General features: G+C 64.8%; 21 protein-coding genes. 18 read left to right on the top strand and 3 right to left on the bottom strand.

Annotated features, from left to right (window positions below; translation table 11 throughout):
• Positions 1-7 precede the first annotated feature (7 nt).
• A complete protein-coding gene (locus IQ35_RS01705) occupies positions 8-1,447 on the bottom strand; it encodes an FAD-binding oxidoreductase (protein ID WP_145071768.1) in 1,440 nt (479 codons plus the stop codon).
• A gap of 79 nt (positions 1,448-1,526) precedes the next feature.
• On the opposite strand from IQ35_RS01705, the gene IQ35_RS01700 reads away from it, so the two are divergent.
• Both IQ35_RS01700 and IQ35_RS01695 read left to right on the top strand, forming a co-directional pair.
• Positions 1,527-1,961: a hypothetical protein gene (locus IQ35_RS01700; protein ID WP_021246315.1), complete on the top strand. Its 435-nt coding sequence runs from the start codon at positions 1,527-1,529 to the stop codon at positions 1,959-1,961.
• A 137-nt stretch (positions 1,962-2,098) separates the two neighbouring features.
• A complete protein-coding gene (locus IQ35_RS01695) occupies positions 2,099-3,421 on the top strand; it encodes a DEAD/DEAH box helicase (protein ID WP_145071766.1) in 1,323 nt (440 codons plus the stop codon).
• Positions 3,422-3,458: 37 nt separating this feature from the next.
• Here IQ35_RS01695 and radC read toward each other — a convergent pair whose 3' ends face one another.
• Positions 3,459-4,154 (bottom strand): RadC family protein, encoded by a 696-nt coding sequence (gene radC / locus IQ35_RS01690; RefSeq protein WP_021246318.1) that lies wholly within the window; start codon positions 4,152-4,154, stop codon positions 3,459-3,461.
• A 132-nt stretch (positions 4,155-4,286) separates the two neighbouring features.
• Between radC and IQ35_RS01685 the strand changes: the two genes are divergently transcribed.
• The 11 genes from IQ35_RS01685 to IQ35_RS01635 all read left to right on the top strand — a co-directional run bounded on the left by IQ35_RS01685 (position 4,287) and on the right by IQ35_RS01635 (position 16,374).
• Complete coding sequence (locus tag IQ35_RS01685) at positions 4,287-7,511, top strand: intermembrane phospholipid transport protein YdbH family protein (RefSeq protein WP_145071764.1); 3,225 nt, start codon at positions 4,287-4,289, stop codon at positions 7,509-7,511.
• Positions 7,508-7,696: a YnbE family lipoprotein gene (locus tag IQ35_RS01680; protein WP_031291890.1), complete on the top strand. Its 189-nt coding sequence runs from the start codon at positions 7,508-7,510 to the stop codon at positions 7,694-7,696. The genes IQ35_RS01685 and IQ35_RS01680 overlap by 4 nt, the downstream gene beginning before the upstream one ends.
• Entirely contained in the window at positions 7,693-8,094 is a 402-nt protein-coding gene (locus IQ35_RS01675) for a YdbL family probable chaperone protein (RefSeq protein ID WP_021246321.1), read from the top strand. The genes IQ35_RS01680 and IQ35_RS01675 overlap by 4 nt, the downstream gene beginning before the upstream one ends.
• A 169-nt stretch (positions 8,095-8,263) precedes the next feature.
• A complete protein-coding gene (locus IQ35_RS01670; protein ID WP_021246322.1) occupies positions 8,264-8,584 on the top strand; it encodes an AtpZ/AtpI family protein in 321 nt (106 codons plus the stop codon).
• Positions 8,585-8,631: 47 nt separating this feature from the next.
• On the top strand, positions 8,632-9,417 hold the full coding sequence (locus IQ35_RS01665) for a F0F1 ATP synthase subunit A (RefSeq protein WP_031291891.1): 786 nt from the start codon (positions 8,632-8,634) through the stop codon (positions 9,415-9,417).
• Between the two features lie 52 nt (positions 9,418-9,469).
• Positions 9,470-9,697, top strand: a complete 228-nt coding sequence (locus IQ35_RS01660) for a F0F1 ATP synthase subunit C (RefSeq protein WP_021240110.1) — start codon at positions 9,470-9,472, stop codon at positions 9,695-9,697.
• Between the two features lie 84 nt (positions 9,698-9,781).
• Positions 9,782-10,276 carry a F0F1 ATP synthase subunit B family protein gene (locus tag IQ35_RS01655; RefSeq protein WP_021246324.1) on the top strand — a complete coding sequence of 165 codons (495 nt, stop codon included), beginning with the start codon at positions 9,782-9,784 and terminating at the stop codon, positions 10,274-10,276.
• Positions 10,269-10,877, top strand: coding sequence for a F0F1 ATP synthase subunit B family protein (locus tag IQ35_RS01650; RefSeq protein ID WP_021246325.1), 609 nt, complete (start codon positions 10,269-10,271; stop codon positions 10,875-10,877). Before IQ35_RS01655 ends, IQ35_RS01650 begins: the two co-directional genes overlap by 8 nt.
• 251 nt (positions 10,878-11,128) lie before the next feature.
• On the top strand, positions 11,129-13,045 hold the full coding sequence (uvrC, locus tag IQ35_RS01645; RefSeq protein WP_145071762.1) for an excinuclease ABC subunit UvrC: 1,917 nt from the start codon (positions 11,129-11,131) through the stop codon (positions 13,043-13,045).
• Positions 13,046-13,129: 84 nt separating this feature from the next.
• Entirely contained in the window at positions 13,130-15,103 is a 1,974-nt protein-coding gene (gene parE, locus IQ35_RS01640; protein WP_062065967.1) for a DNA topoisomerase IV subunit B, read from the top strand.
• Positions 15,100-16,374, top strand: a complete 1,275-nt coding sequence (locus IQ35_RS01635) for a serine hydrolase (protein ID WP_145071760.1) — start codon at positions 15,100-15,102, stop codon at positions 16,372-16,374. Before parE ends, IQ35_RS01635 begins: the two co-directional genes overlap by 4 nt.
• 23 nt (positions 16,375-16,397) lie before the next feature.
• On the opposite strand, the gene IQ35_RS01630 is transcribed toward IQ35_RS01635, so the two are convergent.
• Entirely contained in the window at positions 16,398-17,093 is a 696-nt protein-coding gene (locus tag IQ35_RS01630; RefSeq protein ID WP_145071758.1) for a GcrA family cell cycle regulator, read from the bottom strand.
• 115 nt (positions 17,094-17,208) lie between these two features.
• On the opposite strand from IQ35_RS01630, the gene IQ35_RS01625 reads away from it, so the two are divergent.
• The 5 genes from IQ35_RS01625 to IQ35_RS01605 all read left to right on the top strand — a co-directional run bounded on the left by IQ35_RS01625 (position 17,209) and on the right by IQ35_RS01605 (position 23,725).
• Positions 17,209-18,057: an ABC transporter permease gene (locus IQ35_RS01625; protein ID WP_145071756.1), complete on the top strand. Its 849-nt coding sequence runs from the start codon at positions 17,209-17,211 to the stop codon at positions 18,055-18,057.
• Between the two features lie 54 nt (positions 18,058-18,111).
• Positions 18,112-19,227, top strand: a complete 1,116-nt coding sequence (wecB, locus tag IQ35_RS01620; protein ID WP_145071871.1) for a non-hydrolyzing UDP-N-acetylglucosamine 2-epimerase — start codon at positions 18,112-18,114, stop codon at positions 19,225-19,227.
• A 239-nt stretch (positions 19,228-19,466) separates the two neighbouring features.
• On the top strand, positions 19,467-20,762 hold the full coding sequence (gene wecC, locus IQ35_RS01615) for a UDP-N-acetyl-D-mannosamine dehydrogenase (RefSeq protein WP_145071754.1): 1,296 nt from the start codon (positions 19,467-19,469) through the stop codon (positions 20,760-20,762).
• Between the two features lie 138 nt (positions 20,763-20,900).
• Entirely contained in the window at positions 20,901-21,608 is a 708-nt protein-coding gene (locus IQ35_RS01610) for a polysaccharide biosynthesis/export family protein (RefSeq protein WP_021246333.1), read from the top strand.
• A gap of 14 nt (positions 21,609-21,622) precedes the next feature.
• Positions 21,623-23,725 carry a GumC family protein gene (locus IQ35_RS01605; protein WP_021246334.1) on the top strand — a complete coding sequence of 701 codons (2,103 nt, stop codon included), beginning with the start codon at positions 21,623-21,625 and terminating at the stop codon, positions 23,723-23,725.
• Positions 23,726-23,999: the final 274 nt, after the last annotated feature.

The raw sequence follows: 23,999 nt of genomic DNA, 5'->3' as shown, positions 1-23,999 counted from the left end.
GGGGTATTCAGCCTTCGTCGCGGCGCGGGATGAGCTTGCCGGGGTTCATGATGCCCTTGGGATCGAATGCGGTCTTTATGGCCCGAAGCGCCGCGATCCGGGCAGGGGAGGCGAGACGGCCGAATTCGGCGCGCTTCATCTGGCCGATGCCATGTTCGGCCGAGATCGATCCACCCACGGCCGCCACGGCGTCATGGATGAAGGTGTTGATGGCCTGACCCTGCGCCGCGATCCAGGCCGGGCCGTCCATGGTCCCCTTGGGGGCACGCACATGGAAATGCACGTTACCATCGCCCAGATGGCCGAAGGAGGAGGCTGTCGTGCCGGGGAAAGCGCGTTCGGCGGCGTCCGCCGCATCCACCATGAAGGCAGGCATCCGCGCAACGGGCACGCTGATGTCATATTGCAGGGCCGGCCCTTGCGCCCGTTCAGCTTCCGAAAGGGACTCCCGGATGCGCCAGAATGCCTCCGCCTGCGCGTCATTGGCCGCGATCGCCGCATCCACCGCGATATTGCGTTCCAGCGCCTGCGCCAATGCGCTTTCCAGCCGTTGCGCGGGACCGGGTTCGCTCATGTCGGCATGATCGACTTCGATCAGCACATGCCAGGGCGTGCGGGTGCCGATGGGGCAGCGCGTGCCGGGAATATGGGAAAGGACATGGCCCAGGCCGTCATCGGCGATGATCTCGAACCCCTCCACGCTGTCGCCCAGGTGCGTTTCGGCAAGGCGCAACAGCGCCAGCGCATCGTCTGGCGACCGGACGCCGATCCAGCCTACCGCGCGCGCGGCGATCGCGGGGACCAGCCGCAGGGACGCGGCGGTCACGATCCCCAGCGTGCCTTCGGCGCCGATCAGCAACTGCTTGATGTCATAGCCGCGATTGTCCTTCTTCAGGGCGTCGAGACCCTCGAAAATGCTGCCGTCGGGCAATACCGCCTCGATGCCTTCCACCAGCGCGCGCATCGTTCCGTGACGCAGGACCTGCGTGCCGCCCGCATTGGTGGAAATGAGGCCGCCGATGGTCGCGGACCCCTTGGCGCCGAGGCTGAGCGGAAAGCGGCGGGCCACCGCCGCGGCCGCGTCATGCAGGCTCGAAAGGATGACGCCCGCCTCGCATATCGCCAGATTATCGTCGGGCGACAGTGCCCGGATATGGTTCATGCGGCGAAGCGAAAGGATCAGCGCGCTGCCGTCGGCGGGAGGAGTCGCGCCGCCCACCATCGACGTATTGCCGCCCTGCGGAACAAGCGGAATGCCCGTTTCCGACGCCAGGGCGACGGCCGCGGCGACCTCCTGCGTGTTGGCCGGAGCGAGGATGGCATCCGCCGCGCCATGATAGCGGCCGCGCCAGTCGGTCAGCCACGGGGCGATATCGTCCCTGTCCGTGATGACGCCTTTGGACCCCAGCAAGGATGAGAAACGATCGATGATGCTTTGTCCGGTCATGGAACTGTCCTATGCCCCGGAGTTCATCGATTGTTCAACCAGTGACCGATAGCTTGGCTTTCCCAAAAAGGGGTTCGGCTTGTTTCATTCCATTCTGCTGCTGCTGGTCGCGCCGGCCGATGCACCGACGCAATGGGCGCAGTTGACCATTGAGCGCCGCGTCATCATCCGCGTGCCGATGGCCGGCAAGGGAAGGGCGCCTGCGCCTCTCGCGCCTCAGGCGAAAGACGCTTCGCGGGAAAAGAAGGGGCCGCGCTGCATTGCGCTTCGTTCGATTCGATCCGCGAGCATCGTGGTAGCCAATGGCGTCGACCTGACACTGGCGGACAGCCATCGGTATCGGGCCCGGCTGGAGCGGGGGTGCAATGCGACGAGCTTTTATTCCGGTTTCTATGTCGAGCCGGATGAGGACGGATCGCTCTGCTCGGGCCGGGACGAGTTGCAGGCGCGTAGCGGCCTCAGCTGCGGGATTGACAGCTTCAAACGGCTGGTGGCGCAGGACCCGGATGAGTGAACATACACAAGGCGAGCGGCTGATTCCAGCGGCCGGCCATGCGCGATTTTCTTGACAAGACGACGATATTTACGCAAGGCGCGCCCGATTTGCGCTGCATTGTCGCGGCGCGGACTCTTCCTGCATCGGACCTTTGAATGACTTTTGCCGATCTCGGCCTTTCCGACGAATTGCTCAAGGCTGTTGCCGAGGCGGGCTACGATACGCCTACGCCCATTCAGGCGCAGGCGATTCCGTCCGTCCTGATGATGAGGGACATTATCGGCATCGCGCAGACCGGCACCGGGAAGACGGCGGGCTTCGTGCTGCCGATGATAGACATTCTGGCGCATGGGCGCGCCCGCGCCCTGATGCCGCGCAGCCTGATCCTGGAGCCGACGCGGGAACTGGCGGCGCAGGTGGCGGAAAATTTCGAGAAATACGGCAAATATCACAAGCTCTCGATGGCGCTGCTGATCGGCGGCGTGCAGATGGGCGATCAGGTCAAGGCGCTGGAAAAGGGCGTCGACGTGCTGATCGCGACGCCGGGCCGTTTGATGGACCTGTTCCAGCGGGGCAAGATCCTGCTCAACGGTTGTTCGATGCTGGTCATCGACGAGGCCGACCGGATGCTCGACATGGGTTTCATCCCGGACATCGAGGAAATCTGCACGAAGCTGCCGGCCCAGCGGCAGACGCTGCTTTTTTCGGCGACCATGCCAGCGCCGATCAAAAAGCTGTCCGACCGCTTCCTGTCCAATCCCAAATCGATCGAAGTGGCGCGGCCCGCGACCGCCTCCATCAACATCACGCAGCGCCTGGTGAAGGTCGATTCGCGCAAGAAGCGCGACGTGCTGCGCGCCATGCTGGCCGCCGACGATGTCGTGAGCGCGGTCATCTTCTGCAATCGCAAGACGACCGTGCGGGAACTCAACAAGAGCCTGCAACGGCATGGTTTCCGGTCCGGTGAAATCCATGGCGACATAGACCAGTCGGCGCGCATCGCCGAACTGGAACGCTTTCGCACCGGCGGGGTCAACATATTGGTCGCATCCGACGTCGCCGCCCGCGGTCTGGACATCAAGGGGGTAAGCCACGTCTTCAATTTCGACGCGCCCTGGCATCCCGATGACTATGTGCACCGTATCGGGCGCACCGGCCGCGCGGGAGCGAAGGGCGTCGCCTATACCTTCGTGACCTCCGAGGATGCGGAGGCGATCGACAATATCCAGAAGCTGATCGGCCAGAAGATAGAGGCGATCGGCGCGCCAGCGGTGGAAGCCGAGAAGGAAGATCGGCGCGAGGAAAAACCCCGTAAAAGGGATCAGCCGGTCAGTGAGGGGAAAGCTGCCCAGCGGGCCGAACCCCAGCCGGTTCCCACGCCTGCGCGCGGACGGCGGCGCGACATGGCGGACGAAGGTCCGGACGAGGGCTGGAACGGACCCGTCCCGGAATTTCTGTCGGTCGGCTTCGACTTCTGAGTTTTTGGCGGGCAGGATTTGCGCTTTTTCGGCAATCCTATAACAGCCCCTTGGCCCGCATGCTGCTATGCCCATGCGACCCGATGATGATGTGATCATGGACCGATATGTTGAGCCGCTTGCCGGCTTCGATGATCTGTCGCGTGACTTCTATATCCTGCCGGCTGGGTTCGGGCGATCCGCTGGGGTGATTATGGACCAGTATCAGCGCGGCTGATCCCAGGTCGATGGCCCGGCGGATCACTTCCCGCGTGTAGATGGCGGCCTGGTCGATGGAGCCGTCGCCCATATGTTCGTCGCGGATCAGCATGTTGCGGCTGTTGAGGTGCAGCACCCGCACGCGCTCCACGCCCAGATACGCCATATCCGCCCGCAGATAATCGAGCAGGGCCTGCCAACTTGCCAGAACGGGTTTTTCCGCCACCTCGTTACGCAATAGGCGCAGGAGCGTGGCATGGACGATCTTGATGGCGGCGATGCTGGTATCGCCCATGCCGGGCACGCGTGCGATGGCTTGCCAGTCCGCCGCCATCAACCCGCCGATCCCGTTGAATTCCCGCAGCAGCGCTTTCGCCAGAGGCTTTGTATCGCGGCGGGGAATCGCAAGGGCGAGCAGATATTCGATCAGTTCATGGTCATGCAGCGCATCCCCGCCGCTATCCGCCAGCTTCCGACGCAGCCGGGCGCGATGCCCCGCGCCGTCATGGCTGGCCTTGCCATCGCTATCCGCCAATCTTGCCCCCTGTATATGCGGGAAGACGCTATGCGTTGCGGATTTTGGGAGCAAGGATATTTACTCTAGGTGGGACGTTGTGCAGGCGTTACGGATAGAAATGCGGTTCGAGAGCCGGGGTTGACCAGACGGATGGAAGAAGATGACGGCGAAAAGAAGGTTCGCCGAAGCTGGTTGCGCTGGCTGGGCTTGGGCGTGGGATTGCTGGCGCTGGTGCTGGCCGCGCTATGGACGCAACGTGCCCCGATCGCCGAGAATTTCATCAGCCGCGAACTGAACCGGCGCGGCGTCCAGGCAAGCTATGACCTGACGCATATCGGCCTGCGCACCCAGCGGATCGAAAATATCGTGCTGGGTGACCCGGCCGATCCGGATTTCACTGCCCGGTGGCTGGAAGTCGACATCGCCTTTGCCGGCGTGACGCCGCAACTGGCGGCCGTCCGCGCGGACGGCGTGAGAATGCGCGCGTCGTTGCATGGCGGCGTCCTCGATCTGGGGGAACTGGATAAGTTCCGCGACCCGACCTCTGCCGAACCGTTCAGCCTGCCGGACCTCCTTCTGTCGCTGACCGATGCGCGGGTTCGGCTTGATACCGATGCCGGGGCCGTGGGTATGCGGATCGACGGGAAGGGTAATCTCCAGTCCGGATTTCGCGGCAAGCTCGCCGCCGTCATGCCCCGTGCGCGACTGTCCGGCTGCGGCCTTGCGGGCGGATCGGCCTGGCTCGATATCGCCATGAGCGCGGGACGGCCGCGCCTGTCGGGGCCGCTGCGGGGAGAGGCGCTGGCCTGCCGGGACGCGGCCACGGCCATGGCCCGCCCGGTCGCGAATATCGATCTGTCGCTCGGCAAGGCTTTGGATCGCTGGACCGGGACGGTCCAGATCGATGGCGAAGCGCTCAAATCCAATGGAATCGTGCTGGCTGCCCCGTCGGCGCGGATCGCTTTCGACGGCACGGCCAAAAGCACCGGCGGACGTGCGCGCATCGCCGCGCGCGCCTTTTCAGGAGCGGGGGCGCTCGCCGAACAGGTGGCGCTCAACGGGGTGTGGAACGTGGGAAGCCGCGGCGCGGATTTCCAGGGAGAAGCGTCGGCGCGGCATATTCATGCGTCGGCGGCGCGCGATCCTCTAGCCGCCATGCGCGAATCGGCCGCAGGATCGCCCGTCGGTCCCGTGGCCAGGCGGTTGGCCGATGCGTTGCAGCGCGCGGGCGAGGACAATCTTCTCCATACGCGCGTGGCGTTCGTCCAGCGCGAGAGGGCCGGCAGCCTTGTCCTGAACGACACGCATTTCACCGCGCGAAGCGGCGCGCGGGCCGATCTGTCGCGGGACGGTCGTTTCACGCTTGCCTGGCCGGGCCGGCAAGGGGCGGGCATGGACTGGGCGCTGGATGGAGCGCTGACGACCGAAGGCGGCGGCTTGCCGCGAGCGGCGTTGCGGCTTGCAAAGCGGCCGAGTGGCGGATTTGGCGGGCAGTTGTTTGTCGATCCCTATGCCGCCGAAGGCGCGACCTTGTCCCTGGAGCCGGTGCGATTTTCGGCCGGATCGGAAGGGCAGACCCGCTTTTCGACGGTCCTGCGACTCGACGGGCCTTTGCCCGACGGCAGGATAAGAGGGCTTTCGGTGCCGGTCGAAGGCGCGATGACGTCCCGTGGAGCGCTCGCCATCAACAGCCGATGCGTCCCTGTCTCCTTGACCGAAGCACGCTATGGGGGATTTGCGCTGGGCCGGATGCGGCAAACCGTCTGCCCGCTGCCCGGAGAGGCTATGCTGTCCACTGGCGCGGGCGGCTTGCGCGGCGGCATCTCGGTTCGGAAAGTTGCGCTTGACGGGCGCAGCGGGGCCAGCCCCATGCGTCTGTCGGCGGATGAGGCAAGAGTGAAGCTGGGCAAGACCGGTTTCCAGCTCGCCAATGTCGTCTTTGCGGTGGGGCCGCGGGACGCGCCCGTCCGATTGGCTGCGGTTAAGCTGGATGGCCGCATGGCCGATGGGGGCTTTGTCGGCCGGGTCGAGGATGCGGGGGGACGGATAGGCGCTGTCCCCCTCCTTGTGGAAAAAGTTCGGGGCGACTGGCGTTTCGCGGACGGCGTGCTGACGCTCAAAGCGGCCTTGTCGGTGCGGGACGCGGAGCAGAAAGCGCGGTTCAATCCGCTGGACGTGCCGGATTTCGCCCTGACGTTGAAAGGAGGACGCATCGCCGCGACGGGTAATCTGCGCGCGCCGCGAAACGATGCGTTGGTAGCCCGCGCGGACATTGTCCATGATCTCGACAGCGCGCGGGGCAGGGCGGACCTCGCCGTTCCCGGCATCCTGTTCGATTCACGCCTTCAGCCCGACGATCTGACCAGCCTGGCCCTGGGCGTGGTCGCCAACGTATCGGCCACCGTCAGCGGTGAAGGGCATATCCGGTGGAACGGTTCGGCCGTGACCAGCGACGGTCTTTTCCGCACGGACAATGCCGATCTGGCGGCCGCCTTCGGTCCCGTGCAGGGCCTTTCGGGCGAATTGCGGTTCACAGACCTGCTGGGACTGGTGAGCGCGCCGGGTCAGGAAGTACGGATCAAGTCGGTCAATCCCGGCGTCGAGGTGTATGACGGCGTCGTGCATTATCGCCTGGAACCCGATCAGCACGTGCATATCGAAGGGGGCGGGTGGCCCTTTGCCGGCGGGCAGTTGGTTCTGCTGCCCACCACCATGGATTTCAGCGCGGACGTCGACCGCTATATGACGTTCCGCGTTCTGGGGCTGGATGCGGGCGCATTCATTCAGGCGATGGAACTGGAAAATGTGTCGGCCACCGGAACGTTCGATGGAATCATGCCGCTCATCTTCAACGCGAATGGCGGGCGCATCGTCGGCGGCGTGCTGGTCGCCAGGCAGCAGGGGATGCCGCAATTGATGATGCCGGAAGGCGTGCTGCCCACCATCCCCTGCGATCCCACGCGCCAATCCGGCGTACTATCTTATGTGGGGCCGGTTTCGAACGAACAGCTTGGCGTCATGGGCAAGATGGCCTTCGACGCCCTCAAGAACCTGCAATATAAGTGCCTGACCATATTGATGGATGGCGCGCTGGATGGCGAAATGGTGACCAATGTGGTCTTCAACGGCGTCAATCGCGGGAAATTGAGCGATGCGCCCAGCGGCATCGCGCGGAATTTCATCGGCCTGCCGTTTATCTTCAACGTGCGGATTGCCGCGCCTTTCCGGGGATTGATGGGCACGGCCCAGTCGCTCGTCAATCCCAACAGCCTGATCCAGAACAGCATCGGCGATGAAGTGCAGCAGAAGATGCGCGAAGGGGTTGCGGTTCAGCCTGCGTCAAGCGACACTGCGCCAGACAGGGAGCGTAAATGAGAAAAGCGACTATCATGACGGCGAGCATCGCCAGCCTGGCCTTGGGGGGCTGTATTCAGGTGAAGGCACCCGACAAGCCTATCGAGATCAACCTCAATGTGAAGATCCAGCAGGAAGTTGTGGTGAAACTGCAACGCGACGCGCAGGATCTGATCCAGAACAATCCGGAGTTGTTCCCGCAATGACACGCATGATTGCAACGATCGCCGTCGGGGCCGTGATCGCATTGGCGACGGGCCTTGCCATGAATATGCCGGCGCAGGCGCAGTCCGGGGCCGTCGCCTCGGCCATCGCGGCGGGGACGGTCGGCGAACAGGCCGACGGTTATCTCGGCATCGCCGGATCGGTCGGCGCGGATGTGAAAGCCGAAGTCGAATCGATCAATATCAAGCGCCGGGCCGCCTATACCGGCTTGGCCAGCAAGCGGGGGGTGACGGTGCAGGACGTCGCGGCGGCCACCGGTTGCCAAACGCTCAGCAGCCGGGTGAAGCCGGGCCAGGCCTACCGGATCGGCGGCGGGGCCTGGCAAACCAAGGGCGCGGGCGCGATCGCGCTGCCTTCCTATTGCGCGACGGCGAATTGATCCGACCCATGCCGCGCGGCATTCCGTTGCGCGGCATGGGGAAAACCATCTCCATCCCATGCACGGTTGACTATCCCGAAACGCCTTTCTAAACGGGCCGCGCCTTGACGGGTGCAGCCGCACGCTTCATTGCCGCTCCAGCAAGTTCATCCGAACGGAGGGAGAGGCCATGGCTGCGGATACACCTGGGCAGGACCCGGCGGGGGAGGACGCGCGGATCACTTCGTTGGAGGAGCGGATCGCGCAGGCCGAACAAGCCGAAAAGGTCAGACAGGGGACGGTCGAGCAGCAGCCTGACGATGGCTCGCGGCTGGGCAACAGGGTCCTTGCGGAGCTGATTGGGGGTCTTGCCGGCGGCGCGTTGATCGGCTGGGTTCTCGACCGGCTGCTTGGCACGTCCCCATGGCTCCTGCTGGTTTTCCTCGGTCTTGGGATCGTGGTGGCTTTCAGGAATATCATCAGATTGACGACGAAGCGTCCCGATCAATAGAGGGACGCTTTTGTCTTAGTTCGAAGACAAGGCACGCAGGGGTCAAAGTGGCAGAATCCGGTAAAATCGATCCGATGCATCAGTTTGCGATCGAACCGCTGTTCGGGACCGATCACCTGTCCATCGGCGGTTTCAACATCGCCTTCACCAACAGCGCGCTCTATATGGTGGCCGCCGCTGTGGTGCTGTGGATTTTCGTCGTCGGCGGCATGAAGCGTGAACTGGTCCCCGGCCGCTGGCAGATGGCGGTCGAATATATGACCGGCTTCATCAAGAGCCTGTTGGTCGCCAATGTGGGCGAGGGCGGCAAGAAATATATTCCATACGTCTTCTCGCTGTTCATGTTCATCCTGTTGGCGAACCTGCTGGGCCTGCTGCCGCTGGGCCTGCTCGGCCTGCACCCCTTTACCTTCACCAGCCATTTCACCGCGACCGGCGTGCTGGCGATCCTGAGCTTCTCGATCGTGCTGATCGTCGGCTTCTGGAAGCATGGCCTGCACTTCTTCTCGCTGTTCGTGCCGCACGGTACGCCGCTGCCGATGATCCCGGTCATCTTTCCGATCGAGCTGGTCTCCTTTCTGGTCCGTCCGTTCAGCCTTGGCCTGCGATTGTTCGTGGCCATGACCGCCGGGCACGTCCTGCTCAAGGTGCTGGCGGGCTTCGTCATCAACAGTTCCAACGCGGGCCTCGGCTATGGCCTCACTGTCGGTTCGGCCAGCTTCCTCCTCATGATCGGCATCAGCGCGCTGGAAGTGCTGGTCGCTGTCATCCAGGCCTATGTGTTTGCGCTGTTGACCTCGGTCTACATCAACGACGCCGAGAACCTGCACTAAATTTTCCAAATTTGTTCAACGCTTAAAAGAGTTTAGAAAAGGAGTTTACAACATGGACGCAGAAGCCGCGAAGCTGCTCGGTGCTGGTCTGGCCGCCATCGGTGCGGGTCTGGCCTCGCTTGGGGTGGGCAATGTTTTCGCTTCGTTCCTCGAAGGTGCGCTGCGCAACCCTGGCGCCGCCGATGGCCAGCAGGGCCGCCTGTTCATCGGTTTCGCCGCTGCGGAACTGCTGGGTCTGCTGGCGTTCGTTATCGCCATGATCCTGGTGTTCGTGGCCTGACAACCGCTTGGGAAGCGGGCGGACGGCCAATGGCGCCGTTCGCCCGCTCCTTGAATTGACCGCGCCTGATCGGACGGATTCGAAATGCCTCAAATCGCGCAAATCGCCGAAACCTATTCATCCCAGATCTTCTGGTTGCTGTTGACGTTCGGCTTCGTGTTCTTCGTCATCGGCCTGGGCATGGTGCCAAAGGTGCAGGGGACGGCGGACGCGCGCGACGCGAAGATTTCCGGAGACCTCGACGCGGCGAAGGCCGCCTTTGCCCGCGCTGACGAGGTGGAGGCGGATTATCGTGCCCGCGAAGCCGAAAGCCGTGCCGCCGCTCAGGCGGTGCTGGCAAAGGCAAAGGCCGACGCCGCCAAGGATTCCGAACGGAAGCTTGCCGCCGCCGATGCGGAGGTCGCGAGCCTCATCAGCGCTGCGGAATCCCGCATCCAGGCCGCATCCAACGCGGCCATGGCACAGATTGAAACCGTCGCCGTCGACGCGGCGCGCGACATGGTGGCCCGTATTTCCGGCGTTGAAGCGACGGAAGCAGCGGCCCGTAACGCAGTAAAGGCAGCACTGGCCCATGGCTGAGGCAGCAGGACAAAGCCAAGCAGCGCCCAGTCTGGGCGAGGCGATCCACGCCGAAGGGATGGAGCCGGTCGGCACCGTCGCGCATGAAGGCATCTCACCTCATACCGATCCCAAGGCAGTGGGCATGGACGCTACAGGCTGGGTCAGCCTGGCGATGGCGGTGTTCATCGTGCTGCTGCTGGTTAAGAAAGTGCCCGGTCTCATCGGCGGCGCTCTCGACAACCGGATCGCCCAGATCAAGGCGCAGCTTGAGGAAGCCTCCAAGCTGCGCGCCGAAGCCGAGGCGTTGAAGGCGGAATATGAAGCGAAGCTGGCCGCCGCCGCTGGCGAGGCTGAAGCCATGCGCAAATCGGCGGAGCATGAAGCGGAGACGCTTCTGGAAGACGCCAAGGCCAATGCCGTCGCGCTCGTGGCGCGCCGACAGAAAATGGCCGAAGACAAGATCGGCGCCGCCGAGCGCTCTGCCGTCGCCGCCATTCGCGCCCGCGCGGTCAATGCCGCGACAAGCGCCGCGGCCACGCTGATCGCCGATGGCCATGATGCGAAAGCTGACAAGGCCCTGGTGGATGGCGCAATCAGGGATCTTGGCCCGGTAGCCTGACGGGCAAGAGATCGGTCAACGAAATCAGGGGCTGGCGCGGTTTCGTGCTGGCCCTTTTTCGATTAGGGAGCTTCAAAGTCGTGTGGCGAACGGATGTTTATGTTTCGGCAACGTCAGCTCCTGGCCGAAAATCGCCATCACTTGATCCTTGCCTGCCAACCGCATAACCTCCTTGTCTTGCCGGCTACGTAAATCCGCCGGCGGTGCCACGTCGCCATTGCGATCCGCGCGCCTCCCGCTATCTCAGCATCATGTCGCGTCCCCAATCTCCCGACCGCTTTCATGAAGACAAGGCCACCTTCACGGTAAGGGGCAGCCAACCCGACATCGATGCCGGCGTGGAGGCGATCCGCACGACGCTGAAGACATTGCCTTCGCGTCCCGGCGTCTATCGGATGCAGGATGCGCGTGGAGAGGTGCTGTATGTCGGCAAGGCGCGGGTCCTGAAAAACCGCGTTGCGAACTATACCCAGGTCGACCGGCTGCCCCGGCGGTTGCAGCGCATGGTCGCCCAGACCCGGTCGATGACGATCGTCACGACCAACAGCGAAGCGGAAGCACTGCTGCTCGAAGCGCAGCTCATCAAGCGCTTCCGTCCGCCTTATAATGTGCTGTTGCGGGACGACAAGAGCTTCCCCTTCATTCTGCTGCGCGAAGATCATGCGTTCCCCCGGGTGCAAAAGCATCGCGGGGCGAGGAAATATAAGGGGCGCTATTATGGGCCCTTTGCCAGCGCCGGGTCGGTGACGCGGACGATCAACGCCTTGCAGAAGCTGTTCCTGCTGCGGTCCTGCACCGACAGCTTCTTTGCCAACCGCTCGCGGCCTTGCCTGCTGTATCAGATCCGCCGCTGTTCGGCCCCCTGCGTCGGGAGGATCGACGAAGCGGGCTATTCCGAACTGGTGAAGGACGCCCAGGACTTTCTGGGCGGCAAGTCGACGGCGGTGCAGCGCAAGCTGGGGGAAGCGATGCAGACCGCGTCCGACGCCCTCGACTTCGAGCAGGCGGCCATGCTGAGGGACCGGCTCAAGGCGCTGACCTTCATTCAGGGCAGTCAGGCGATCAATGCCGAGGGGTTGGGGGATGCAGACATCTTCGCGCTGGCGGCAAAGGGTGGTGCGATGTGCATCCAGGCCTTCTTCATTCGCGGCGGACAGAATTGGGGGCATCGCAGCTTCTTCCCGGTCCACACCGCCGAAGTGGCGGAGGACGATGTGCTGGCGAGCTTCATGGCGCAATTTTATGAGGAAGTGCCGCCGCCCCGGCTGATCCTAGCCGACCGTGCGCCGGCGGACTGCGAGTTGATGACGCAGGCACTGGCGGAACGGGCCGGGGCAAAGGTGCGGATCGAAGTGCCGCAGCGGGGCACGCGGACCCGCCTGATCCGACAGGCGCAGCGCAATGCGGTGGAGGCGCTGGATCGGCGCCTGGCGGAAACGACGACGCAGGCGAAAATCCTTGGCGAGATGGTCGAGGCATTCGGCCTGGACGGCGTGCCCGACCGGATCGAGATATACGACAATAGCCATATCCAGGGCAGTCATGCGCTGGGCGCGATGGTGGTCGCCGGACCGGAGGGATTCCGCAAGAATGCCTATCGCAAGTTCAACATCAGGAATCCGGAAACCATGCCGGGCGACGATTTCGCGATGATGCGGGAGGTGTTCGAACGGCGCTTCGGCAAAGCCCAGCGGGAAGATCCTGATCGCGACGGCGGGGAATGGCCCGACCTGGTGCTCATCGACGGCGGCAAGGGGCAATTGTCGGCCGCCCGGACGATGCTGGAGGAAATGGGCATCGAGGATGTGTGTATGATCGGCATCGCCAAGGGGCCGCATCATGGCCGCGAAGGGCGGGAGGTGTTCCATTTGCCAGACGGGCGGGAGGTGACTTTCCCGCTCAATCATCCGGTGCTGTTCTACCTTCAGCGGCTGCGGGACGAGGCGCATCGCTTCGCCATCGGAGCACACCGGCAGAAACGCAGCAAGGCGATCACGACCAGTTCGCTCGATGACGTGCCGGGGATCGGTCCGGCGCGGAAGAAGGCGCTGTTGATGCATTTCGGCACGGCGCGCGCGGTGAAGGATGCGGCGCTGGAGGATTTGCAGCGCGCGCCAGGGGTTTCCAGGGCGGTGGCGCGGCAGGTGTATGATTATTTTCATCAATGATGCCGCGTTGCCGACATGGCGGACGTTAACGCGACCTCGCCGCAAATCCTTGCGCGCGGGCGCTGCGCCTTATAGCTATCGCCTATGTCCGATCTGTTCGCGAACCAGCCCGCATCTTCCTCCGGTTACGACGCCTCCACCATCGAAGTCCTCGAAGGGCTGGAGCCGGTCCGCCGTCGGCCCGGCATGTATATCGGCGGCACGGATGAGCGCGCCCTTCACCACCTCGCCTCCGAAGTGCTGGACAACAGCATGGACGAAGCCGTCGCAGGCCACGCCACCCGGATCGAGGTGACGCTGGAGCCGGGCAACCGCCTCACCATCACCGACAACGGGCGCGGCATCCCGGTCGACCTGCATCCCAAATTCCCCGGCAAATCCGCGCTGGAGGTGATCCTCACCACCCTTCATTCCGGCGGCAAGTTCACCGACAAGGCCTATGCCACGTCCGGCGGCCTGCACGGCGTGGGCATCAGCGTGGTGAACGCGCTTTCCATCGTCACCGTGGTCGAAGTCGCCCTCAACAAGCAGCTCTATCGCCAGAGCTTCTCGCAGGGCCTGCCCACCAGCGGCCTCGAAAAGGTCGGCGCGGCCCCCAACCGGCGCGGCACCTCCGTCACCTTCATCCCCGACAGCGAAATCTTCGGCGAACAGAAATTCAAGCCCGCCCGCCTCTACCGCCTCGCCCGGTCCAAGGCCTACCTGTTCGCGGGCGTCGAAATCCGCTGGAAATGCGCGCCGGACCTCATCACCGACGACACCCCTCCCGAAGCCGTGTTCCAGTTCCCCGGCGGCCTTGCCGATCATCTGAAGGAACAGGTCGGCGACCGCGAATGCGCCACCAGCCAGTTCTTTTCCGGCAATCAGGATTTCCCCGAAACCGCGGGCCGCGTCGAATGGGCCGTCGCCTGGCCGCTCTGGTCGGACGGCAGCTATAGCTGGTATTGCAACACCATCCCGACCCCCGATGGCGGCACCCATGAAGCGGGCCTGCGCGCCGCGCTGGTGAAGGGCATCCGCGCCTTCGCCGACCTTGTGGGGCAGAAGAAGGGCAAGGACATCACCGCCGACGACATCATGACGTCATCGGAAATCATGCTGTCCGTCTTCGTCCGCGATCCCCAGTTCCAGAGCCAGACCAAGGACCGCCTGACCTCTCCCGAAGCCGCGCGCCTTGTCGAAAACGCCGTGCGCGACCATTTCGACCATTTCCTGACGGACAATATGGAGCGCGGCAAGGCGCTGCTCGGCTACGTCCTCGACCGCATGGACGAGCGCCTCAAGCGCAAGCAGGAGAAGGAGGTCAAGCGAAAGACCGCGACCTCCGCCCGCAAACTCCGCCTCCCCGGCAAGCTCACCGATTGTTCCACCGACGATCCCGAAGGCACCGAAATCTTCCTGGTGGAAGGCGACAGCGCGGGCGGCTCCGCCAAGCAGGCCCGCGACCGCAAGACGCAGGCCATCCTCCCCCTGCGCGGCAAGATCCTGAACGTCGCATCGGCCAACACCGCCAAGATCCTCGCCAATCAGGAAATCGCCGACATGATCCTCGCGCTGGGCTGCGGCACGCGCAAGGATTGCAACCCCGACAATCTCCGCTACGATCGCATCGTCATCATGACCGACGCGGACGTGGACGGCGCGCATATCGCGACCCTGCTCATGACCTTCTTCTTTCAGGAGATGACGGAACTGGTGCGGCGCGGCCATCTCTACCTTGCCCAGCCGCCGCTCTACCGCATCGTCGCGGGCGGCAAGAGCCTCTACGCGAAGGACGACGCCCATCGCGAGGAACTGCTGGCGAAGGAATTCAAGGGCAAGAAGGTGGAAGTCAGCCGCTTCAAGGGCCTGGGTGAAATGAATCCCGGCCAGCTCCGCGAAACCACCATGGACCCCAAAACCCGCAGCCTCATCCGCATCACCCTGCCCGACGATTATGAGGACCGTCAGCAGGTTCGCGATCTGGTCGACCGCCTGATGGGCAACAACCCGGCGCACCGCTTCGCCTTCATTCAGGAAAACGCGGCGGCGGTGGATGAAGAGGCGATCGACGCATGAGGGCGCTGGGGGCGCTGGTCCTGTTCGCGCTGGCGCTGCTTCCGCTCGCCGCCCGCGCGCAGGTCGCGCCGACCTATCAGGCGCGCGCGCAGCAACTGGTGATGCTGCTCGCCACGGACGGAGCGGAACGGGACTTCTTTTCCACCCTCTTCCTCGATGCCGTCCCCGTGGACCAGTGGCGCAAGCTCACCGCCGATCTGCGCCGTCAATATGGCAAGCCGCTGTCCCTCGGCTCCGTCCGTCAGAACGGCCCGACCGCCGGCCAGGTGGAGGTGCGCTATGAACGCGCCACGGTCGGCTTCACCCTCGTCGTCGCGTCGCAACCGCCGGGCCGCGTGGTCGGCCTTCAGGTCGTCGGCGCGAAACAGGCTGATGACAGCCTTATCAAGGTCATCAACGACATTGATGCCCTTCCGGGGCGCAGCGCCTTCGCCATCGCCCGCCTGACCGATAGCGGCCCGCAATGGATCGCCTCCCGCGAACCGGACCGCCAGATGGCGATCGGCTCCTCCTTCAAGCTGTATGTGCTGGCTGAACTCGCCCGGGCCGTGGAGGCGGGCGAACGCCGCTGGAGCGACGTGATCCCGCTCGCGCGCAAGAGCTTCTCCGGCCGCCTTGCCGCCTATCCCGTCAATGCTCCCATGACGCACCACAGCCTTGCCGCCGCGATGATCGCGGAAAGCGACAACAGCGCCGCCGACACGCTGCTGCTCGCCCTGGGCCGCGGGAAGGTCGACGCCCTCCTTCTCCGCACCGGACACGCCAGCACCGACGCGGCTCTCCCGCTTCTCACCACCGCCGAAGCCTTTGCCCTGAAAATGCCTGCCAATGGCGATCTGCGACGCCGCTATGAAGCGGCCTCGCCCGATCAGCGCCGTGCGCTCCTTCGCGAAAACGCCGCGCGTCTTGACGCAAAGGCCGTGGATGTCGGCTCGGTCGCCGAAACGCCCGTCTATATCGACAGCCTCGAATGGTTTGCGTCGCCCAAGGATGAAGTCGCCCTGCTGGACTGGCTCCGCCGCCATGGCGGAGACGCTCTACCCATCATGGCCGTTAACCCCGGCATAGCTCCCGCCGACGCCGCCCGCTGGCGCTATCTGGGCTATAAGGGCGGCTCGGAGCCGGGCGTCATGGCCATGAACTTCCTCGCGCAGGCGAGCGACGGAAACTGGTATGCCGTCAGCGGATCATGGAACAATCCTACCACCCGCCTGGACGAACCGCGCTTCGTTGCGCTGATGACGCGAGCGCTCAATCTGCTGGCCCGTTGAATAGGCCGATTGAGCGCCCTGCCTCAACGCACGCGCGGGCCGCCGAAAGGCAGAGGCGGGGGCGGGCGGCGGGTGCCGCGCGGGAGTTGCGCCTGATAGGCGCGGCCGCAATGTTCCACGCAATAGGGAAAGCCGGGATTCACCGGCTCACCGCAGAAATGGAAGTCCGGCTCACCCGGATGGCCCAGCGGCCACTTGCAGATGCGCTCCGTCAGGTCGAGCAGAGACGTCTTGTCCGCGATTTCCGGGCTGGGCTTGGCGGGAACCAGACGGCGCGGGGGCGCGGGAGGAATCGGCGCCTGCTGATCGCCCGGACCCTGACGCAGGAAGCCGCCGGGACCGACGGAGATGATGCGCGGCTGCGGGGCGGCCGGCTGTTGCGGCGCGGCTGCTGCCGGGGCGGCAGGGGCAGGGGCAGGCGCCGGCGCTGCGGGAGCCGCTGCGCGCACGGGCGCGGGTTGCGGCACGGGCGCGGCGGCGCGGGGCGCCGGATCGAGCGCGGGCGCCGCAGCGGGTGCGGGCTTGCGCGAGACGGCGGGCTTCTTCGGCGCTTCGTTCGCCTTCACGGGGGAAGGCCGGGATTGCAGGCCCAGACGATGCGCCTTGCCGATCACCGCGTTGCGGCTGACGCCGCCCAACTCATCCGCGATCTGGCTGGCGGTCAGGCCCTTTTCCCACATAGCCTTGAGCTGGTCGATGCGCTCGTCGGTCCAGGACAATGAAAAACTCCTCACATTCCAAGAATTGCACCCTATATGGGGCGCGCCGGCGCGGGTTCAAATCCGCGCACAACATCCTTGCGGGTTATCCGCCCAGCCGATAGTCGATCCAGCCATGAACGACCAGTCCAAAATTGCAGCCTCCGTGTCCGAGATCCCGCCATTCCACGAGCCGGGTGAGATGGTCATTCGCAACGTCAACTGGGCTGGTGCGCGCGCGCTCTACGTCAAGGAAGTGCGCCGCTTCATGAAAGTGCAGCTCCAGACGATCTGGGCGCCCGCCGTCACCACGCTGATGTTCCTGGTGATCTTCACGGTCGCGCTGGGCGGGGCGGGGCGGCAGGTGCTGGGTGTGCCCTTCGCCGATTTCATCGCGCCGGGTCTCATGATCATGGGCATGATGAACAATGCCTTTGCGAACAGCAGCTTTTCCCTGCTGGCGGGCAAGATGCAGGGGACGTTGATCGATTATCTGATGCCGCCGCTGTCGAGCAGCGAACTGCTGCTGGCATTGGTGGGCGCGGCGGTGACGCGCGCCTTTGCCGTGGGCCTCGCATTGTGGGGCGCGATGGCGCTGTGGCCGGGCGTGCATGTGACTCCCGCGCATCCCTGGGCGATTCTTTGGTTTGGGCTGATGGGCGCGGGGCTGACGGCCTTCATCGGCGTGCTGACGTCGATCTGGGCGGAAAAGTTCGATCATGCCGCCGCGATCACCAATTTCGTGATCGGGCCGATGACGCTGCTGTCCGGCACTTTCTATTCGATCGACCGGCTGGCGCCGGCGTTTCGGACGATCAGTCACGCCAATCCGTTTTTCTATGCCATTTCGGGCTTCCGCTATGGCTTCGTTGCCGCGACCGACGGCGATGTGGTGGTGGGCAGCATCGTGCTGCTGGCGCTCAACATCGGTCTTGGGCTGCTGTGCTACGCGCTGCTCAAAAAGGGATGGAAGCTCAAGGCGTAAACGCCATCGTTACCTTTGTCTGCAAAGGGAGATGAAGCAGACAAAGGGATGATGATGAAGGTTGCGCTGGTTTTCGGGACTCGGCCCGAAGCGATCAAGCTGTTTCCGGTGATCCATGCGCTGAAAGCGCGGACTCATGTGGACACGCGCGTCATCGTGACGGCGCAGCACCGCGGACTGCTGGATCAGGTGCTGGAGATTGCCGGGATTGCGCCGGACGTCGATCTGGATGTGATGACTCCCAATCAGACATTGGATGCACTGACGGCGAAGCTGATCGTCGAGCTTGGCGCGGCTTTCGATGCGGAAAGGCCGGATCGGGTGGTCGTGCACGGCGACACGCTGACCACCATGGTGGCGAGCCTCGCAGCCTATTATCGCAAGATTCCGGTGGCCCATGTGGAAGCGGGGCTGCGGAGCGGGGACATTCATCATCCCTGGCCGGAAGAAGTGAACCGGCGCGTGGTCGCCTGCATCGCAGACATGAATTTCGCGCCGACCGACGCGGCCGCCGAAGCGTTGCGCAAGGAGAATCGCGATGCGAAGGGCATCCATGTCACCGGCAACACGGTGATCGACGCGCTGCTCGCCACGCGGGAGCGGGTGATGGCGGAGCCGTCTCTGGCGGCCGGGCTGGACGATCTGGCGGCGCGCTTTGCGGGCAAGCGGATTATCGCCGTCACCAGCCACAGGCGGGAAAATTTCGGTGGCGGGATGGAGGCGATCGCGCGTTCCATCGCCGATATCGCCGCGCGGCCCGATGTGGCGGTGATCTTCCCTGTGCATCCCAATCCCAATGTGCGCCCGGTTATGGACGCGATGCTGGGGGACAAGGCCAATGTCGCGATGATCGAGCCGCTGGATTATCCGCATTTCGTGCGGTTGCTGGATATGTGCCATCTGGTGCTGACGGACAGCGGTGGGGTGCAGGAGGAAGCGCCTTCGCTGGGCAAGCCGGTGCTGGTGATGCGCGAGACGACCGAACGGCCCGAAGGCGTGGCGGCTGGCACGGCGAAGCTGGTGGGGACGGACCGCGCGCGGATCGTGCGCGCAGTGCTGTCGCTGCTGGACGATGAAGCGGCCTATGGCGCTATGGCGCGGGCGCATAACCCTTTTGGCGACGGTAAGGCGGCGGCGCGGATCGCCAGCATCATCGCGACGGCAGCATGAAACTGCCCCCCGCCCGCAAGGGATGGGGCGAGGGGCATATCCCATCTTGCTGTCGGGCAGAAAGGACGCGCCGTCAGTGACATATGTGCAGCCGCAACGCATCCCCCAAAGGCTATTCGCCGGTTAATTATTTTTAATCAAAATCAATATCAGGTCCGCAGGCAAGCGGTCGTTACCGAAATCTTCAGCATTTCCCGGCAGAAACGAAAGCGAAATCACAGGCTTTTCAGGATCGTTTCATGCCCGTCGACACCAAGCAGAAGGTTTCCGTCATTGGTCTTGGCTATATCGGCCTGCCTACCGCCGCGTTGATCGCGCGTGGAGGCGCACAGGTCGTGGGCGTGGATGTGAGCGCGCATGTCGTGGAAACCGTCAATTCGGGCCGTGTGCATATTGAGGAGGTCGATCTCGACGGGCTGGTGCAGGGCGTAGTGTCGCGGGGTCATCTGCGCGCCAGTCTTGCAGTCGAGGCGAGCGACGTATTCATCATCGCGGTGCCCACGCCCGTGGCCGAAGACCGCGCGCCCGACATTTCCCATGTGCTCCAAGCGGCGCGGACGGTCGCGCCGGTATTGAAGGCGGGGGACGTGGTAATCCTCGAATCCACCTCTCCGGTAGGAACGACAGAGGCGATGCGCGACCTGTTCGCGCAGCTTCGGCCGGACCTCAAAATGCCCGGCCCCGGCGTTGCGGGCGACATCGCCATCGCCTATTGCCCCGAGCGGGTGTTGCCGGGCCGCATATTGGTGGAACTGATCGATAATGACCGCTGCATCGGCGGCATCACGCCCCGCTGCGCGCGCAAGGCGCTGGCCTTTTACCGCCAGTTTGTGCGCGGCCAGTGCATCACCACCACGGCGCGCGCGGCGGAAATGGTGAAGCTGGTCGAGAACAGCTTTCGCGACGTGAATATCGCCTTCGCCAATGAATTGTCGGTGATCGCCGAGCGGATGGACATCGACGTGTGGGAGGTGATCCGCCTCGCCAACCGGCATCCGCGCGTCAATATCCTGCAACCCGGACCCGGCGTCGGCGGCCATTGCATTGCGGTCGATCCGTGGTTCATCGTGCATGGCGACCCGGAAAATGCCCGGCTGATCCGAACCGCGCGCGAAGTGAACGACGGCAAGACGGACTATGTCGTCGCCAGGGCATCGGACCTGATCGACGAATTTCCGGGCGAAACGGTCGCCTGCCTGGGCCTCGCCTTCAAGCCGAATATCGACGACTTCCGCGAAAGCCCGGCGGTCAAGGTCGCGGCGCGGCTGGCCCGGCGTTATGGGCGCCGGATCAGGCTGGTCGAACCCTATGCCCAGGCATTGCCGATGGAGTTCGCAGGCACGGGCGCTGAGTTGATGGACCTCGATACGGCTCTGGAACAATGTGGCGTTTTCGTCATTCTTGTCGATCATGACATGTTCAAATCCGTCCCCGTGGACGAGCGCGCCGGCAAGGCGGTCTACGATACGCGCGGCATCTGGCCGGACCAGCCGCGCCGGATTCCCGACGCTCCGACCGGGAGGATCGCGGTCTGACGGACGCGCCGCCGGCCATCGCCAAGAGCGCGCGGCCCATCCAAGCGGCGGTTGCCATAGGGTCGACGCGCCGCTAACCCCCAAGCCCAGCCGCTTGCCTGACGGTGCGGCATTGGATCGAAAGGGGTGTCCGGACGGATGAAGCGGTCTTTCCACGGCAGGATAGGCGTATCGGCCTGTGCCGCGCTTTGCGCGGCTGTGGCGGGCTGCTCCACGGTGGAGGATGCGCCGCGCGGCAAGGAAGCCTACGCCGCCATTCCCGCGCCGCAGGCCGTCGGCATGGACTATCGCATCGCGCCGGACGACGTGCTGCGCGTCAGCATCTATCATGAGCCGGACCTGTCGCTGGAGGATGCGCGGGTGACGGCGGCGGGCATGGTGCGGATGCCGTTGATCGGGGATGTGTCGGTGGCTGGACTGTCCGCAAGCGAGGCGTCGGACGTGATCGCCGGCCGGCTGGGGCAGCGCTATCTGGTGTCGCCGCAGGTCACGGTCTTCGTGAAGCAGGCGGTGGGGCGGCGCATCACCATCGACGGCGAAGTGCGCGAGCCGGGGCTGTTTCCCTTTGACGGGCGGCTGACGCTCAGCCAGGCGGTGGCGATGGCGAAGGGGCCGACGCGGCTCGCCAGCCTCGGCCAGATCGTCGTCGTGCGGGAGGAAGAGGGGCAGCGCAAGGCGGCCATGTTCAACCTGTCGGAAATCCGCAAGGGCGATGCCGCCGATCCCGAAATCCTGCCGGGCGACATGGTGATCGTGGGCCTGTCTCGTGCCAAGGCGATAGTGGGCGGCGTTCTGCTGGCCGCGCCCGCTTTGACGACCGCCTTCATCGTGCTGGACGGCAAATGAGGGAGATACGCCGCATGATCCCCGAAGAGGACGCGATGCTCGCGCAGGAAGGGCGTCCGGCGCGCATGGTCGCGGCGGCGTGGCGGGGGTGGGCCATCGTCCGGCGGCATCGCGTGATCCTGTTCCTGACCATGGCGCTGTGCGTGCTGGCCGGTCTGCTCTTCATCCTGATGGCGACGCCGGATTATCGCGCGACCGCTTCGGTGGAGGTGGAGGACGTTCCCGCCGGCGCGGCGGGCGCTGGCGCGACGCAGCGGCCCAGCACGCCGGGCGACACCGAATCCCTGATGCAGACGCAGCTCGAAGTGCTCCGCAGCCGCGCCCTGGCCGAGGATGTGGCACGGGAACTGGCGCTGGTGGGCAGCCGGACCTTCTTCGACGGCATGGGCCACAAGCGGCCGGAGCAGGGCGCGGGTTCGCTCAGCCAGCGGCAGGTGGAGCAGGAAACCGCCCTCAAACTATTACAGGACAATCTGGATATCGACTTGCCGGGCAAATCGCGGGTTATCCTTATCAGCTTCACCAGCGCCAATCCGGTGCTGTCGGCGCGGGTCGCCAACAGCTATGCCGACAGCCTGATCAGGGCGGACCTGAAGCGCGGGTTCGAATCGGGCGTGCAGGCGCGGCGTTTCCTGCTGGGTGAGCTGGATGGGGCGCGGCAGGACCTGGAGCGGGCGGAGCGCGATATGGCGGTCTATGCCGCGCGGGTCGGCGGCGTTCCGGCGGATGCGAAGGACGATGGCGATGCCGCCGCGCCCACGCCGCAGGGATCGGTGGCGACGCGGCTGGCGCAACTCAACGCTTTTCGCGCGCAGGCGGCGGCGGAGCGGATCGCGGCGCAGAAGAAGTGGGAAAGCGCCCGCCTTTCCAGCGTCGATACCCTGCCCGAAGTGCTGAACAACGGCGCGATGCAGCAATTGATGACGCAAAGGGCCGAAGCGCGGGCCGAACTGGTCCGCCAACGCCAGTTCCGCAAGGACGATCATCCTGAAATGCGCGAGGCCCGTGCGCGGCTGGCGGCGCTGGAGGATCAGGCGAATGCGATGGCGAACACCATCCGCGCCTCGCTGAAAGAGCAATATGACGTAGCGATCCATGGCGAAAAGCAGATCGCGTCGGAAATCAAGGATCTGGAACGGCAGGCACAGGTGGAGCGCGGGCGCGACGTGCAGATCGGCATCATGGAACGGCAGGTCGATACGTTCCGGCTGCTGCACGACAGCCTGTTGCAGCGTTACCGCGACATGGCTTCGCAAGCCGGGTTCCAGGCAGGGCGCATCCAGCCGCTGGACCGGGCGGCGGTGCCTGCGCGGCCCTCTTCGCCCCATGTCGGCAGCACGATGCTGCTTGCCTCGCTGGGGGGGCTGTTCCTGGGGCTGTTGCTGGTGGGGCTGCGCCATATCTTCGACGATGCGGTGACGTCGGCCGAGACGCTGGGCGAGCGCGTAGGCCTGCCCATGCTGGGCGCGGTGCCGGTGACGGGCGACCGGGCGCAGCCGCAGGAGATATTCAGCCCCATCGCATCCTCGCTGCTGCTGGCATCGGTGGAGGGATTGCCGCGATCCATCCTCGTCACCAGCGCGCAGGAGGGCGAGGGCAAGTCGCTGACGCTCAATGCGTTGGCGCGGGCGCTGGCGGCGCTGGGAAAGAAGGTGCTGCTGGTCGATGCGGACATGCGCCGGCCGGTGCAGCATCGGCTTTTCGGACTGGTTCCCGCTATCGGCATCAGCGAGGTCATGACCGGGCAGGCGCGCGTGGAGGACGCCGTCATCGAAACGGGCGTGACGGGGCTGTCCGTCCTGCCCTGCGCCGCCGTTCCGCCCAATCCGGGCGAGTTGCTGGCGACGCCCGCGCTCGACGGGCTGATAGATCATGCGCGGGAGAGATTCGATACAGTGCTGATCGATGCGCCGCCGATCCTGGGGCTGGCCGATGCGCCGCTGCTGGCGGCCAAGGCGCAGGCGACGGTGCTGGTGGTGGAATGGGGGCGCAACCATCATGGCGGGCTGCGGGTCGCGGTCGAGCGGTTGCGGCGCGCGGGGGGAACCATCATCGGCGGCATCCTGACCAAGCAGCAGGGACGCGCCCATGATTATGACTATCATAGGGACGGATAGCGCCCCCGGCTGTCGGAAGAGGAATGTCGCCACGACGGAGAAATCGCCGGCCCGGTTGATTGACGACGATCGAGGAACCGGCCGATTGGCGGGGTGCGCTGTTGGCGCGGCCGCGCGCGCTGTTGAAGCAGGCCGATCCCGATATCGACGAGGATGGAATGGCGCTTCGCCTTTCGCCGGCATGGGGGAAATCGGCCAGTTTCCGCCGTCCAACCCTCCGTCGTCCCAGCGACGGAGGAAAGAGGACTCCGCACGTCCGCAATCCACCCAGAAC

Source organism: Sphingobium wenxiniae (genome assembly GCF_007830065.1).
GTDB lineage: Bacteria > Pseudomonadota > Alphaproteobacteria > Sphingomonadales > Sphingomonadaceae > Sphingobium > Sphingobium wenxiniae.
This window is presented reverse-complemented; position numbering and strand designations above follow the sequence as displayed.

What these genes read in the sequence shown, in the direction of transcription:
- IQ35_RS01650 (WP_021246325.1), top strand. Translation starts at nt 10,269, where the DNA reads ATGGCTGAGGCAGCAGGACAAAGCCAAGCAGCGCCCAGTCTGGGCGAG.
- IQ35_RS01635 (WP_145071760.1), top strand. Translation starts at nt 15,100, where the DNA reads ATGAGGGCGCTGGGGGCGCTGGTCCTGTTCGCGCTGGCGCTGCTTCCG.
- IQ35_RS01610 (WP_021246333.1), top strand. Translation starts at nt 20,901, where the DNA reads ATGAAGCGGTCTTTCCACGGCAGGATAGGCGTATCGGCCTGTGCCGCG.
- uvrC (WP_145071762.1), top strand. Translation starts at nt 11,129, where the DNA reads ATGTCGCGTCCCCAATCTCCCGACCGCTTTCATGAAGACAAGGCCACC.
- IQ35_RS01695 (WP_145071766.1), top strand. Translation starts at nt 2,099, where the DNA reads ATGACTTTTGCCGATCTCGGCCTTTCCGACGAATTGCTCAAGGCTGTT.
- wecC (WP_145071754.1), top strand. Translation starts at nt 19,467, where the DNA reads ATGCCCGTCGACACCAAGCAGAAGGTTTCCGTCATTGGTCTTGGCTAT.
- IQ35_RS01655 (WP_021246324.1), top strand. Translation starts at nt 9,782, where the DNA reads ATGCCTCAAATCGCGCAAATCGCCGAAACCTATTCATCCCAGATCTTC.
- IQ35_RS01680 (WP_031291890.1), top strand. Translation starts at nt 7,508, where the DNA reads ATGAGAAAAGCGACTATCATGACGGCGAGCATCGCCAGCCTGGCCTTG.
- IQ35_RS01605 (WP_021246334.1), top strand. Translation starts at nt 21,623, where the DNA reads ATGATCCCCGAAGAGGACGCGATGCTCGCGCAGGAAGGGCGTCCGGCG.
- IQ35_RS01675 (WP_021246321.1), top strand. Translation starts at nt 7,693, where the DNA reads ATGACACGCATGATTGCAACGATCGCCGTCGGGGCCGTGATCGCATTG.
- IQ35_RS01625 (WP_145071756.1), top strand. Translation starts at nt 17,209, where the DNA reads ATGAACGACCAGTCCAAAATTGCAGCCTCCGTGTCCGAGATCCCGCCA.
- wecB (WP_145071871.1), top strand. Translation starts at nt 18,112, where the DNA reads ATGAAGGTTGCGCTGGTTTTCGGGACTCGGCCCGAAGCGATCAAGCTG.
- parE (WP_062065967.1), top strand. Translation starts at nt 13,130, where the DNA reads ATGTCCGATCTGTTCGCGAACCAGCCCGCATCTTCCTCCGGTTACGAC.
- IQ35_RS01685 (WP_145071764.1), top strand. Translation starts at nt 4,287, where the DNA reads ATGGAAGAAGATGACGGCGAAAAGAAGGTTCGCCGAAGCTGGTTGCGC.
- IQ35_RS01670 (WP_021246322.1), top strand. Translation starts at nt 8,264, where the DNA reads ATGGCTGCGGATACACCTGGGCAGGACCCGGCGGGGGAGGACGCGCGG.
- IQ35_RS01705 (WP_145071768.1), bottom strand. Translation starts at nt 1,447, where the DNA reads ATGACCGGACAAAGCATCATCGATCGTTTCTCATCCTTGCTGGGGTCC.
- IQ35_RS01660 (WP_021240110.1), top strand. Translation starts at nt 9,470, where the DNA reads ATGGACGCAGAAGCCGCGAAGCTGCTCGGTGCTGGTCTGGCCGCCATC.